This window comes from Duganella sp. HH101 (genome assembly GCF_001758795.1).
GTDB classification, from domain to species: domain Bacteria; phylum Pseudomonadota; class Gammaproteobacteria; order Burkholderiales; family Burkholderiaceae_D; genus Rugamonas; species Rugamonas rivuli.
In genome coordinates this window covers 1-14,018 of record NZ_LRON01000037.1, presented here as the reverse complement: position 1 = coordinate 14,018, position 14,018 = coordinate 1, and the positions used below count along the sequence as shown (strand labels likewise).

10 protein-coding genes and 1 riboswitch are annotated in these 14,018 nt (G+C 66.3%); of the genes, 1 reads left to right on the top strand and 9 read right to left on the bottom strand.

All coding sequences use genetic code 11. The annotated features are described in order from the left end of the window. Positions 1-103: 103 nt before the first annotated feature. Positions 104-868 carry a sulfite exporter TauE/SafE family protein gene (locus DUGA2_RS30985; protein WP_070273156.1) on the top strand — a complete coding sequence of 255 codons (765 nt, stop codon included), beginning with the start codon at positions 104-106 and terminating at the stop codon, positions 866-868. On the opposite strand, the gene DUGA2_RS30980 is transcribed toward DUGA2_RS30985, so the two are convergent. From DUGA2_RS30980 to DUGA2_RS34140, 9 genes are all read right to left on the bottom strand, one after another. Beyond that, entirely contained in the window at positions 858-2,894 is a 2,037-nt protein-coding gene (locus DUGA2_RS30980) for a TonB-dependent receptor (protein ID WP_070273155.1), read from the bottom strand. The two genes, DUGA2_RS30985 and DUGA2_RS30980, sit on opposite strands and share 11 nt — an antisense overlap. Beyond that, a complete protein-coding gene (locus tag DUGA2_RS30975) occupies positions 2,891-6,961 on the bottom strand; it encodes a cobaltochelatase subunit CobN (protein ID WP_070273154.1) in 4,071 nt (1,356 codons plus the stop codon). The genes DUGA2_RS30980 and DUGA2_RS30975 overlap by 4 nt, the downstream gene beginning before the upstream one ends. Further along, positions 6,948-7,283 (bottom strand): DUF2149 domain-containing protein, encoded by a 336-nt coding sequence (locus DUGA2_RS30970; protein WP_008450906.1) that lies wholly within the window; start codon positions 7,281-7,283, stop codon positions 6,948-6,950. The genes DUGA2_RS30975 and DUGA2_RS30970 overlap by 14 nt, the downstream gene beginning before the upstream one ends. Before the next feature lies 1 nt (position 7,284). Beyond that, positions 7,285-7,881, bottom strand: a complete 597-nt coding sequence (locus DUGA2_RS30965; RefSeq protein ID WP_070273153.1) for a MotA/TolQ/ExbB proton channel family protein — start codon at positions 7,879-7,881, stop codon at positions 7,285-7,287. Positions 7,882-8,058: 177 nt separating this feature from the next. After that, positions 8,059-8,280: riboswitch (cobalamin riboswitch) on the bottom strand. A 1-nt stretch (position 8,281) separates the two neighbouring features. Beyond that, positions 8,282-8,668 carry a Cu(I)-responsive transcriptional regulator gene (gene cueR / locus DUGA2_RS30960; RefSeq protein WP_070273152.1) on the bottom strand — a complete coding sequence of 129 codons (387 nt, stop codon included), beginning with the start codon at positions 8,666-8,668 and terminating at the stop codon, positions 8,282-8,284. Next, positions 8,665-10,905, bottom strand: a complete 2,241-nt coding sequence (locus DUGA2_RS30955; RefSeq protein WP_070273151.1) for a cation-translocating P-type ATPase — start codon at positions 10,903-10,905, stop codon at positions 8,665-8,667. The genes cueR and DUGA2_RS30955 overlap by 4 nt, the downstream gene beginning before the upstream one ends. A 68-nt stretch (positions 10,906-10,973) precedes the next feature. Then, positions 10,974-11,819, bottom strand: a complete 846-nt coding sequence (locus tag DUGA2_RS30950) for a FecR domain-containing protein (protein ID WP_070273150.1) — start codon at positions 11,817-11,819, stop codon at positions 10,974-10,976. 28 nt (positions 11,820-11,847) lie between these two features. Next, a complete protein-coding gene (locus DUGA2_RS30945) occupies positions 11,848-13,446 on the bottom strand; it encodes a ShlB/FhaC/HecB family hemolysin secretion/activation protein (RefSeq protein ID WP_070273149.1) in 1,599 nt (532 codons plus the stop codon). A 215-nt stretch (positions 13,447-13,661) separates the two neighbouring features. Further along, the coding region (locus DUGA2_RS34140; RefSeq protein ID WP_210402611.1) for a hypothetical protein at positions 13,662-14,018 on the bottom strand (357 nt) is incomplete at its 5' end.

The following is a 14,018-nucleotide window of genomic DNA, read 5'->3' as shown; positions in this document are numbered from 1 at the left end:
AGATAGTAGCATTGACAAGCTTCGCGCAGCGCCCGGAACGATATGCGGCACACGGTTATAATCGACCGCTGCCCCGACCACTCCTGACCACTTACGAGCCCCCATGCCGCCAGTCCCGCCGCTTGAAATCCACATCGTCCTGATGGTCGCCGCCGCCGGTTTCCTGGCCGGCGTGCAGAACGCACTGGCCGGAGGCGGCTCCTTCATCACCTTCCCGGCGCTGCTGCTGGCCGGCCTGAATCCGCTGGCCGCCAACATGACCTCGACCATCGCGCTGTTCCCCAGCCAGACTACTTCCGCCTATGCCGGCCGCAAGCTGACCGGCGACGTCGGGCCGCTGACGTTCAAGCAGATGCTGGTCATCAGCGCCATCGGCGGCATCTTCGGCGCCATCCTGCTGCTGAATACGCCGCCGTCGTTCTTCGCGCGGCTGGTGCCCTGGCTGGTGCTGTTCGCCACCAGCGTGTTCGCGTGGGGCAGCTTCCGCAAGAAGCCCCTGCACGCGGCGGGCAGCATGCCGCGCTGGACGCTGGTGCTGGTGCAAAGCTGCATCGCCGTCTACGGCGGCTACTTCGGCGGCGGCATCGGCTTCCTGATGCTGGCCGCGCTGACCATCGCCGGCCAGCAGGTGCGCACCGCCGCCGCCACCAAGAACGTGCTGGCGATGGCGATGAACGCCGCCGCCACGCTGATCTTCGCCACCTCCAGCTTGATCAGCTGGCCCGCCGCGCTGGCGCTGTGCGTGGGCGGCATCGCCGGCGGCTTGTGCGGCGGATGGCTGATCCACCGCCTGCCGGAGAAAGTCATGCGCGGCTTCGTCGTGATCGTCGGCGCGGTGCTGACGGTCTGGATGTTCTCTAGAACGTAGCCTTGAGCGTCAGGCGGAAGGTGCGCGGCTCCACCGGATGGTAGTGGATGTCGCTGACGCCTTCCGCCGGCTCGCCCGGCAAGCGCGATGGATAGTAGTAGTCCACATCGCTGGCCTTGCGGTCGAACAGGTTGAAGACGTCCAGCGACACGGCCCAGCGGCGGTCGATCTTGTAGCCGATGCGCGCATACGCGATCGCCGTCGTCGCCGAACGCTGGCTGTTGTCCTCGATCAGCGGACGCGGACCGAAGTAGCGCATCTGGAACGCGCCCGACCACGGACCGATATCGGCGATGGTCGCGCCGAACGAAGCCACCTTGCCGACCGCGCCGGGAATGTAGTCGCCCGCCTCGTCATGCTCGGTGTAGTGGGCGCGCGAATACGCCAGGTCCAGGTCGAACAGCAGCCATGGCGCGGCGATGTAGTGGTTGTTCCACTCGATGCCCGAACGGTAGCTGCCGCGGCTTGCGGCCGTATCGCCGGCGTCGCCGGAGAACACCAGCTCGGACGCGGAGCGCAGCTTCCACAAGGCCATCGAGCTTTGCAGGCCAGGCAGGAACTCGGTGCGCACACCCAGTTCCGCGCCGCGCGTCTTGACCAGCGGCGTGACCGGATCGATAGGCTCGCGCTCCTTCGGCGTCAGGTGCACCGTGGTGCCGCGCGCGTCGTTGCTGTGGAAGCCTTCGCCATAGTTGAGGAAGAATTCCGTCTTCGCCCATGGGCCCAGCACCATCGAGATCTTCGGCGAGGTCACGCCGTCGCTGACCTTGCCCGAGTTCTCGGCGATATTGCTGCTGACGTCAAAACGATAGCGGTCGTAACGCAGGCCTGCCGTGGTGCGCAGCCACTCGCGCCACTGCACCGTGTTTTCGAGATAGACGCCGGCACTGGCTTCCTTGACCTTCGATTCCGAAATGGTGCCGGTGATCTGGCGCTTGACGGTGCTGTACAGCGCCAGCGGCGACAGGTAGTCATAACGTCCCTGCACGCCGATCTTGTTGTTCACATCCAGCCCGCCCCATTTGCTGAACCACGTATGGGCCACGTCGAAGCCCGTCATGCGGCGTTTCTCGGTCTGGCGCGACTGGTCGCCGTTGACCGGATCGTCGAGGAAGTAGGTGAAGTCGTTGTACAGGTCCAGGCTCGATTGCACCACATAGGCATTGGCCTGCAACAGCGTGTCGCTGCTGCGCTTGCGCAGCGTGGCCGACAGGCTGTAACGCGACGTGATGCCGCCGTCGGTGGGGTCGATCGCGCCGTAGGGATCGATCTCGCCGCTTTGCACCGCGCGCTTCGGAATCTGGCTGCTGGCATACCAGGCGCCCTTGTAGGCCATGCCGGTGATGCTGAACTGGTTGTCGCTGCCGCCCTGGCTGTAGCGCAGCACGCCCAGGCTTTTGTGGAAGGCTTCCGGGCTGACCCACGGACCGTTGTTGTGGCCCAGCTCCGCGCCGTAGACCAGGTTGCCCTCGCCCAGCGGGGTCGATCCGGTCAGGTTGGCGCGGTAGTACTGGTGCTCGCCGACGGTGACGCTGGCGGTGTTTTCCTTCAGCTTGTTGGCCAGGCCCATATGCGCCGCGCCGGCGGAGGCGAAGTCGCCTTCGTCCGCGTAGTACGGGCCTTTTTTGTAGTTGATGCGGTCGACCAGTTCCGGCAGCAGGAAGTTCAGATCGGTGTAGCCCTGCCCGTGCGCGTGGGTGCGCATATTGACCGGCATGCCGTCGATGAAGGTGGCGAAGTCGGTGCCGTGGTCGAGATTGAAGCCGCGCAGGAAGTACTGGTTGGCCTTGCCGTCGCCGCTGTGCTGCGTGACGATCACGCCGGGCACGAACTCCAGCAGCTCGCCGGGGCGCAGCGCCGGGCGGTTGGCGATCAGCGCCGCCGTCACGGAGCCCTGGCTGGCGGCGCCGGAGGTGCCCACGCCGTTGTCGTAGTGGCCGCGCACTTCCACCGCTTCCACCACGGTACTATCGCTTGCGACCAACGGCACCACGGCCGCCAGCGCGACGATCGATGAAACAATCATAGATACTCCTTCAGTTTGCGTAATTTGTTGCGGCGGCCGATGTAGCCGACGCCTATCAGGCCGGCGGCCAGCGCCAGCAAGGCCAGCGTGCCGATGGTCTTTTGCACCGGCGTCAGCTTGGCCAGGGTTTCCATTTCAAAGCCATTGACCTTGGCGTCGGCGGTATCTGCCTTGGCCTTCGGCGCCGGCTCGGCCGGTTTGTTCTTGGCGTGGGCCGGCGCGGGCGTCGGCAGCTCCTGCGCCTTGGCCTGCAAGGCTTGCAGCTCCGCCACCGCGTTCTGCATGGCGGCGTCGGTCTGCTGCTGCGTCGCCGACGGCGCGGGAGGCTGGGCGGACGGTGCGGCCCCGCCCGCGCGGCCGGCAGCCGCCGCACCGCGCGCAATCGCCGCGTTGGTGCCGACGTTGGGCACGAACTGGCCGCTGAACTGCGGCGCGATCTTCATCGTCGCCTTGCTGCACGAATCCGCGCTGCACGACACGCCGCCATCCTTGATCGCCTGCGCGTTCTGCTGCGTCAGTTTTTCGCGCACCGCGTCGCTCGGCTTCCAGTAACCGCGCTCGATCGCGCTCAGCATGCGGTCGGTGATGGCCTGGAAGGCGCGCAGGTTGCCGCTGTTGGCGAAGCGCTCGCGCACCTTCAGGCCATGGCGGTCTTCGACGTAGGTGTCGTACATGCGCTGCCATTTGCCGCCGTCGACCACCTCGGGCACCGTCACCTGCCAGGCCCACAGGTAGTCGACCACGCGGTTGATGTAGCGCGCGCCGGAATAGCCTTCCTTGAGCATGCTGTCGGCCCAGCGCGGGTTCAGGTAGCGCGCCTGCATCTCCTGGCCCATGTACTGCTCCAGCGTCTTGTGGCCCGGCTTGCGCGGGTTGGACAGGTCGCTGACCATCACCTCCGGCGTCTTGCCGTCCACGCTGCGGATCGCCATCGCGGTGCCGCCCAGGTACTGGAAGAAGTCGTCGTTGTCCAGCGTCGCGAATAGATTGCTGGAACGGCTGTGCAGCGCGATCTTGCTGCCGCTGATGGCCTGCTTGAACAGTTCGCGGCGCTGGCCCGGATCGGCCTTGTCGTCGCCCCAGTAGCCGGCACCGAACGGATGGCTCATGCGGTTGATGAATACGTCCGCCACTTCCTTCTCGTTCTGCCAGGCGTTGGTCAGCGGGATCAGCTTCTCGATCTGCGTGCCGTAGGCGCCGCTCGGCAGGCCGAAGATGCGCACCGACGCCATGCGCTGCGCCTCTTCTGCGGAGATGCCGCGCGCCGTCAGCGCGGCGGCGGTTTTGGCCGCGTGCAGCTGCATCACGTTGCCGCCTTCGCCGGGGCCGTTGTCGTCCTGCTTCTGCGCCAGCTGCGCCGCCTGGTCCATCAATGTCAGCAGGTTGCCGAACAGGTCGCGGAACAGGCCTGACGAGATCAGCGTCACGTCCACGCGCGGACGGCCCATCTGCTTGCGGGTCAGCGCTTCCACGCCGGTGACGCGGCCACGCTCGTCCCACGTCGGACGCACGCCCATCAGCGCCATCGCCTGCGCCTCCATGATGCCTTCATGGCGCGAGGTTTCGACGCCCCACAGGTTCATGCTCAACTTGTCCGGCCAGGCGCCATGGCGCTTGCGGTAGTCTTCGGCAAGCTGCTGCGCCAGTTTGTAGCCGGCTTCGTAGGTGGTCTTGCTCGGGATGCGCGAGGGATCGAGGCCGAAGAAGTTGCGGCCGGTCGGCAGCGCATCCGGATTGCGTACCAGGTCGGCGCTGGCGCCGGTCGGAATGTAGCGGCCCGACAGCGCCTGCATCAGGCGCTCCAGTTCCAGTCCGGCGCTGCGTTCGATATCGTTTTCCAGCTGGGCGATGCGCTTGGTTTTCTGCTCCGGCGTCGACGTGGTGTCGAGACTGACCACGGCGCGCGCGGTGGCGTTGCGCAGCTCCGGCTTCGGCGCCACGCCGAAGGTGTGCAGGCCGAACGGCGTCAGCTTGCTGCCGGTGTCGTCCAGGTATTCCTCCAGGCCCTCCATGTCGGCTTCGGTTTTGAGCTCGGTCTTTTTCATGTCCTTCAACACGCCGCTCTTGGCCGCGAGGCGGTTGATCGCCGTCAGGTGGCTGCGCGCCAGCAGCGGGCTTTTTTGTTCGGCTACGCGGTAGTCGTTGAGCAGCGCGCCCAGCTCGCGCAGGTCGGGATTGAGGCCCGCCACATCGAACGGTGGCGTCATGTGGTCGATGATGACGGCCATGCCGCGCCGCTTGGCCTGGATGCCCTCGCCCACGTCGTCCATCACGTACGGATAGATGTTGGGCATGGCGCCGATCAGGGCCTCGGTCGGATCGCTGTCGGACAGGCCGGCTTCTTTACCGGTCAGCCATTCCTGCGTGCCGTGGGTGCCGATGTGCATGACGGCGTTGGCCTGGAAGCCCTTCTGCAGCCACAGATAAAACGCGATGTATTCATGCGACGGCGGCATGCTCACTTCGTTGTGCAGCTTCTCCAGGTTCTGCTCCCATGCGCGGCCGGGTTGCGGCGCCATCAGCACATTGCCGAAGCGGCGCGCAGGATAGACGAAGAACGGCTCGCCCTTGGCGTTGCGCCACAGGACGGGTGCGTTCTCCGGCTTGCCCCAGGATTTCTCGATCGATGCGCGCAGCGGCTGCGCCAGCGTGGCGAACCATTTCTGGTAGTCGGCCAGCGGCACCAGCAGCGCCTGGCCGCTTTCGGCCAGATGCTTCAGGCCCGCCATGTAGTCGCCCTTGGACTTGCCGGGGTAGTTGCCCCACTGCTGGATCTCGCCTTGCAGTTCGTCCTGGGACGGCGGCAGCGCGGCGCCGGTCTGGTAGCCGTCCTGCTTCAGGCGCTGGACGATCTGCCACAGGCTTTCCGGCAGCACGTTCAGGTAGGCCGCGCCGATGGTCTCGGAGCCATGCGGATAGTTAAAGTAGATCATGGCGATGCGCTTGTCGCCGTTGGCCTTCTGGCGCAAGGCCAGCCAGCTGGCGACGCGCTCGTTGAGGCGCTCGATACGTTCGGGGATAGGCGTCTCCTCGACGTAGGCCAGGCCGGTCTGCGCATCGCTGATGCGTTCGCGGCTGGCGACCACGGTCGGCTGGATCAGGCCCGCCACTTCGGCGCCGGCCAGCTGCCAGGTGCGTTCGATGATATCGAGGCCGATCTTCGATTCCTGCCACTGCGCCAGCGACTGCTGGCTCAGCGTGATGACGTTGATGGCGGGGACGCCGATCTTGTCCAGCAGCGCGCCGGTGTTGGCGGTGCCGCCCACCTTCATGCCCAGCGCGACGATCAGCTCGACGCGGCTCTTGCCGTTTTCATCGAGCAGGAAGCGCAGCGGCACGTCGTACGGATAGCCGAACACCGGCAGCACGTTGTAGCCGCTGGCCTCCAGCCGCGCGACGATGGCCGCCAGCGGCAGGGTTTGTCCCGCCACCAGGCTGGCGCGGTAAAACGGCACGGCGATCCACGGCGCACCGGTCTTGTAGTTGGCGTAGCCTTGCAGGTACTGCTCGTAGCTGCTGGACGTGCGGTTGGCCGCCACGTCGTACAGGCCCACTTCCGGCATCGCATGCACCGGCGCCACGGACAGCCTGGCGCCGAAATGGTTGCGCAGGATGTAGCGCAGCAGATTGCCCACGTTCTCCACGCCGCCTTCGCGGTGGTAGGACTGTATGCTTGCATCGTCGCGCACGCCCTGCTCGCGCAGGCTGTCGTCGATGGCGCCGCCGACCGCGAACACCGGACGGCGCGCCTTTTGCAGTGCCAGCAGTTCGGCGCTCAGGCCCACCATGGCCTGGCGGCCCTTGGCGTTGACGACGGCTACGTCGGCGCTGGTCAGCGCCGCGCGGTCGGCCGGCGTCATGCCGTTGGCGGGGATGATGCGCACGGCGACGTTCAACTCCTTCAACTCGGCCTGCAGGCCGCGCACCGCCAGCACCGCCGGGCGCGATTCCACATCGCCCAGCATCAGCGCCAGCGTGCGCGGCGCCTGCGCGGAGTGCACATAGCCGCCGATGCACAGGGACACCAGCAACAGCAGCAGCGCCCACAGTTTGTTATTCCGGTACATAGACGACCTTCCCATCCGGCAGCTGGTACGCAGTGCCCAGGCGCTTGCCGGAGCCAGACAGCGGCTTGTCGCTGACTTTGCTGACCTTGATTTCAGAGCCCTTCTTGGTCAGCACCTCGACATGGCCGTCGGCGCTTTTCTTGGCGATGGTGACTTCGGAGTTCGGATCCAGCAGGTCCATCATGTTCCAGGCCGAGAACAGCGCCAGCATCATGGCGACGATGAAGACGATGCTGGCGTCGAACAGGTTGGCGACGCCGGACAGCGGGTCTTCGTTATGCTCGCCGATGCGGCTGAAGCGGTGGCGGTTCATATAGCGCATCTCAGGCTCCCGCGCGCACCAGGTGCGGCTTGTGGTCCTGCGCCGCCAGGTGGGATTCGGCCACGTAGGCGATCTCGGTCAGGTCGGTGCGCAGCCAGTGCTCGCGCACCAGGCTCAGTACATAGGCGCTGACGCTGCACGCCAGGCCGACCACGGTGGCGGTGAAGGCGGTGGTCATCGACTCGGCCATCTTCGGCAGATTGCCCTGCGCCAGGCCGGCCAGCGAGATGCCCATCGGGATCAGGGTGCCCATCAGGCCCAGTGCCGGGCCGACGCGCACCACGAAGCGCACCGCATCCAGGCGGCGCACGCCGTTGGCGTCGGCGCGCTGCACCAGGCGTTCGAGGCGGGCGTCCAGTCCCGGCTCGCCTTCCTGCGCGGTCAGCACGGCGGCCATCTCCTGCCTGGCGGTGGCGACCAGCACGCGCACGCCGCGGCGGCGCTCCAGCCATTCGGCGGCGAAGGTGCCGAAGCACACGAGCATATGCAGCACCAGCGCTGCGATCCCCAGCAGCACGGGCAGGTACAGGATGGTGGAAATGGAGTACAGCAGTGTCTCGATGGAGTGCACGGCCGCGTCGGTGGGCAGGTTAAACATGGGATGGTCCAATAGGCAGGGATAAAAAATCGGGGCGCACGGGTGCGCGGACGGCGCGTGCGCAAGGCACGGCCGCCAGTCGGCAGGGCCGTGGCGCGAAAAATCGATGCATAGGTGTAGATCAAAACAGATGCAAGCCGCTCACCTCCCCGTGAGCGGATTGAACAGAAATGCCTGGGCATTTCCACCTGTCTTGGCCGGTATCCGGGCTGGCAAGCGACACCGCCTGACCTTCCCATGCGCGGGCACAGTGGTCTGAAGAGGCGGATTTGTCGTCAACGACGACGCTTGTTTACCGTTGCGGGGGCAGCACATGTTGGCTGGCGTGGCCAGCTTCATGTTTCCCGTTTAACTGCGCGTCTGGACAGACGCGCGGGCACCAAAACCGGGCGATTATACTTTAACCGGCAAGAGTTTGGAGAATCGGGCAGTCGGGGCGGTGATCGCCGTGGCAGCAGCCGGCCAGCGTTTGCAGGGTGTCGCGCATTTCGGTCAGCTCGGCGATGCGCTGGTTCAGCTCCGCCACGTGGCCCAGCGCGATGGTCTTGACGTCGGCGCTGGCGCGCTCCTTGTTCTGCCACAGCGACAGCAGATCGCGGATCTGGTCGAGCGAGAAGCCCAGCGCGCGGCCGCGCTTGACGAAGCGCAGCGTGTGCAGGTCGTTGTCGCCGTAGATGCGGTAGCCGGCCTCGCTGCGCCGCCCCGCCGGGATCAGGGCGATGCTTTCGTAGTAGCGGATCATCTTGGCGGAGACGCCGCTGGCTGTTGCCGCTTGTCCGATGTTCATGCTTGTCCTTTCAGGTGGTCCGGCTTCCAGCGGCGCAGCAGCAGGGCGTTGCTGATGACGCTGACGGAGCTGAGCGCCATCGCGGCGCCTGCGACCATGGGGTTGAGCAGGCCGAAGGCGGCCAGCGGGATGCCGACCAGATTGTAGATGAAGGCCCAGAACAGGTTCTGGCGTATCTTGCTGTAGCTGCGGCGCGAGATCGAGATGGCGGCTGCCACCAGTGCGGGATCGCCGCGCATGAGGGTGATGCCGGCGGCGTGCATGGCGACGTCGGTGCCGCTGGACATGGCGATGCCGACATCGGCGGCGGCCAGCGCGGGCGCGTCGTTGATGCCGTCGCCGACCATGGCGATGCAGCTGTCTTTGCTCTTCAGCGCGGCGACGGCCGCGGCTTTGTCGGCGGGCAGCATGTTGGCGACGATGCGGCCGACGCCCAGCGCTTTGCCGACGGCGTCGGCGCTGCCCTGGTTGTCGCCGGTGAGCAGGATGGTCTGGATGTGCATGTCGTGCAGCGCTTGCAGTGCGGCGCGGGCCTGGGGTTTGATGCGGTCGCCGAAGGCCAGCAGGCCCAATAGCTGCGCGGGCTGCGGCGGGTTCGAAGCGGCCAGCCAGGAGATTGTCAGGCCTTGCCGTTCCAGTTCTGCGGCGCGGGCGTTCAGCGCATCCAGCGCGACACCCTCTTCCTGCATCAGCCGCGTGCTGCCCAGGATCAGGCGCACGCCATCGACGGTGGCCGCGACACCACGGCCCGGCAATGCAGCGACGCTGGTGACGCTCGGTGCGGCGGCGGTGACGGCGCTGCTGGCGGTGGCGACGTCGGCGGCATCGGTAACAGCGCGGGCCAGCGCATGTTCGCTGCCGCGCTGGATGGCGGCGGCCAGTTGCAGCAGCCGCGCCTCATCGATGCCGGCTGGTTCCAGCGCAACAAGCGACGGCTTGCCTTCGGTGAGCGTGCCGGTCTTGTCGAACGCCACGGTGGTGATGCGATGCGCCAGCTCCAGCGCTTCCGCATCCTTGATCAGTATTCCGTAGCGCGCGGCCACGCCGGTGCCGGCCATGATGGCGGCGGGCGTCGCCAATCCCAGCGCGCATGGGCAGGCGATCACCATCACCGCCACCGCATTGATGATGGCCCGTTCGGCGTCGCCGGTCGCCAGCCACCAGCCAGCCAGCGTCAGCGCCGCCAGCACCAGCACCACAGGCACGAACACCGCGCTGACGCCGTCCACCAGATGCTGCACCGGCGCCTTGGCCGCCTGCGCATCCTCGACCAGACGTATGATGCGCGCCAGCGTGCTCTCCGCGCCCACCGCCGTCACCCGCACCAGCAGCAGGCCTTCGCCATTGATGGCGCCTCCCGTCACGCGGTCGCCCGCATGGCGCGCCACCGGCAGGCTCTCGCCGGTGATGAGCGCTTCGTCGACATGGCTGGCGCCCTCCACCACTTCGCCGTCGACCGCGACCCGCTCGCCCGGCCGCACCACCACCAGTTCGCCCGGTTGCACGTCGGCGATCGGCACGTCCACATCCTGCGCGCCGCGCCGCACCCGCGCCGATTCTGGCCGCAGCACCTGCAAGGCGCGGATCGCCGACGTGGTCTGGCGCTTGGCCCGCGCCTCCAGCCATTTGCCCAGCAAGATCAGGGTGATCACCACGGCCGACGCTTCGAAGTACAGATGCGGCATGGCCGCCGTCGACGCCAGCAGCTGATAGACGCTCAAGCCATACGCCGCGCTGGTGCCCAAGGCCACCAGCAGGTCCATATTGCCGCTGCGGGCGCGCACGGCCAGCCAGCCGGCGCGGTAGAAGCGCGCCCCCAGCCAGAACTGCACCGGCGTCGCCAGCAGCAATTGCAAGCGGCCGTCCAGCATCCAGTGCACGCCGGCCAGCTCCAGCAGCATGGGCAGCAGCAAGGGCAGCGACAGCAAGGCCGCCAGCAGCACGGCGCGGCCACCGCCCGGATGCGCCAGCGTCGCCGCCGCCGGTGCGGCTGCGGGTGAGGATGGCGGCAGCTCAGGCGTGGCGTGGTAGCCGGCCTTGTCGACCGCCTGCGCCAACAGCGCGAAATCGAGCGGCTGCGACGACTCCACCCGCGCCGACTCGGTGGCAAGGTTGACGCTGACCTTGTCCACGCCCGGCACGGCGGCCAGCACGCGTTCGACGCGGCCCACGCACGAGGCACAGGTCATGCCCTCGATGTTGATCGATTGCGCTACAGGAGAAGCGGAGGTGAACATGACTAACCCAATGGAAGACTCGATGACGACAGCATCAAGTATCCCACGATGGGAAGGTCAAGTCATTTTCAGCGCACTTCGCAATCGACGGTATTCGATTTGCTTGGGCCGGTGCTGGACGACGGACCGGTGCTCTGGTTGAACGCCGGCGGCGGCGCAAACTGGATGCCCGGATTGGCCGGCAGGATCACCGGCGGCGTCCTGAAGCTCGGAGTAAAGCCGAACTGGCCGGCGCTGAAGTTGCTCGACCCCGACGGGTTGGTCACATGGATCAAGCCGTCGAGCACCTGCACGTACAGGCCGGGAGCACGGTTGGCGGTCGGCGACGGAATAGTCAGCTGCGCCAGCATCAGCGGCTGCACCGGCGCGGCCGTCGGGTCCAGCGCGGCGGTGCTGGCCAGGTTGTAGGCCATGCGGGCGGCCACCGCCTCCGCGCTCGGCTCGACGATGTCGGCGATGAAGGTGGTGCCGCGGATGCCGATGGTGGCGCTCGGCGTCTTCATGGCGAATTTTTCCTTGTTGCGCTTGCCCAGCAAACCCGTCACCGAACGCAGGCCGCCCTTGACCAGGTTGAAGGACGCGTTGTCCGCATCTGGCTTGCCGGCGTCGTAGCTGAAGTTCTCCACCTTGAACGTGGTGGCCGGCTTGAGCGTGATCTCGCTGTTGTCGATGAACTTGACCATGGCGTAGGTGTTCTTCTCCGTCACCAGCGTGTCGCCGCTTTCGACTTCGGAACGCATCGACAGGATGCGCACCACGCCGTCAGCCTTCTTGGCCAGCAGCGGCCCGCTCAGCTGGACAATGGTGCCCGCCACCTGTGCGGCCCAGCCTGCGCCGGCCATGCCGCACAGCGCCAGCAACAGCAAGCCCCGGAACAGGGTCTTGAGTACGGTAGAGTTTTTTGGCTGTAGCATTTTGATTTCCAGTGTTTTCGATGCAGCGTCAGTAGGCCAGGCCCAGTCGCAGGTGCAGGCGGTTGGCGTTGTCATGGCCGGTGGCGCCGGCGCGCACCACATGGCCGTAATCGAGTTGCAGGTTGACGTAGGTAGACAGCACGAAGCGCGCGCCCACGCCCACGCTGGCGATGGAGGTACTGGTCAACTCGCCCGCCAGCGCATGGTTGCGCTTGACGTAGGCGGTGTCGTAGAAGGCCAGGAAGCGGCAGTTCCAGCCGGCGCGGCTGCACACATTGGGCGTGTAGGCTTCCAGGTTGACGCCGAGGCCGGAATCGTTGGAAATTTCGCGTTCGACGAAGCCGCGCACCGAGGTCGCGCCGCCGGCGCCGAACTGCTCGCCGGGGATCAGCGCATCGCTGCTGTACTGGCCGTTGGCGATGGCGCGCAGCTGCCAGTCGTTGGCGACGGCGCGCGTCACGCTGCCGGCCAGGCGCAGGATGGTGTAGTCGGCCTTGGCGCCGTCGCGCGCCAGCGTGAAGGCGGCCTGGTCGCCCTTGCTGCCGCCGGAGATATTGCGCAGCAGCGTCACCTGCCCGCTCACCTCGCCCTGCTTGATCGGCAGCGTGCCCTGGTAGCTGATGCTGAGCGGATGCACGGTGACGTCGTTGCCCAGCTGCTGGCCAGCGCCCTGGTCCAGCACCTGCACATTGTTCTTGAAGGCCTTGTAGTCGATGCCGTAGCTCAGTTTGGATTCCAGCTCGCCGCGCTTGGCCAGGCTCTGGTTGTAGCGCGCGCCGTACACCGCACCCTTGCCGCTGACGGCCAGGTTGAAGGCGCCGGCCGACACGGTGCCGGAATCGACGTTCGAATAGCTGGCGAAGAAGTCCAGCGAATCGCCCAGCGCGTACAAGGGGATGTGGTAGCCGGCGCCGTACACCTTGACGCGGCCCGGCTCCTCGGCCGAGGTGGTGTACTGCAGCGAGGCCAGGTGGTCGAGGTTGAACAGGTTGGCGTTCTGCAGGATGAAGCCGACGTGGGTCTTGCCGGTCTGCGTGGTGCCGGTGTTGTCGATGTTGACCATGCCCTTCCAGATGCGCTGGTCCTTCACGTCGAGCACGGCATCGACCTCCTCGTCCTTGTCGCCGCTTTGCAGCTTGAGCGTGACTTCCTTGGCGGGACTCTCGTTGCCCTGCTTCAGGTTGGCGGAGATCGCCTTCAGGTCCGGCGTGCGGCCTTCCTGCAAGGCCGGCAGGCTGCGGCGGATATTGTTCTCGTCGAAGTACAGGTTGTTGCGCACGCTGATGCGGCCGATGCGCGTTTCCACCACGCGCAGCACCACCACGCCACGATTGAGTTCCTGCTCCGGCAGTTCGATCGTCACCACGTTGTAGCCGCGCTGGTGGTACACCGCTTCCAGCGCTTCCAGCGCACGCTGCACGTCGCCGAAGTCGCGCTCCTTGCCGGTGAACTTACTCAGCAGCGCATCGATCTCGGCCTGCTGCAACAAGGTGTTGCCCTTGACCTCGAAACGGGAAATCTCGAACCGGATGGCGGCGCCATCGTCGGCCGGCTGGGCGGCCCAGGCGGAGGCAACGGCGGCGGCAAGAAGGGAACCTGCTAGCAGGCGCGTTAGGCTATATCTCATGGGTAGGCTCTTAGTTTTATCGCGTGTATTTTGCCAACTTGGAAAGTTTGTCGTGCACGATGACGCAGTTTGCAAACGCTCTTCCGATGCTAGCATAGCCGCTATAAGCAATGCCTATTTGAAACGTTGAATTTGATAGGGCTGGCGCATTATGTAGCATTTCAGCTCACAAACGGGCCCGCCCCGGCGACGGGCCCATTGCGTTCGACGCGGCCTCAGTTGCAGTACATCTTTTTGGTCGGTTCAAGCTTGCTAGCGGTCTGTTCCACCTTGCCGCCGCTCTTGTCCTTTTCATCCGGCACCTTGTCGTCCGGCTTGCTGTTGCCGCCGCCACTGGACGTATTGGAAGCGAGCACCGTATCGGGCGTCGTGGAAACCGCCGGCGACGTCTTGCCGTTGGTGGCCTGGGTGACGGTGTTGATGATGTTGACCGTGGAATTGAGCGCCTGGGCCACCGGCGTGGCCGTCTGGTTGGCTGCAGCGGCTGCTGCCGCATCGGCTGCGGCCTTGGCGGCCGCATCGGCGGCGGCCTTGGCGGCGGCGTCCGCAGCGGCCTTGGCGGCGGCATCGGC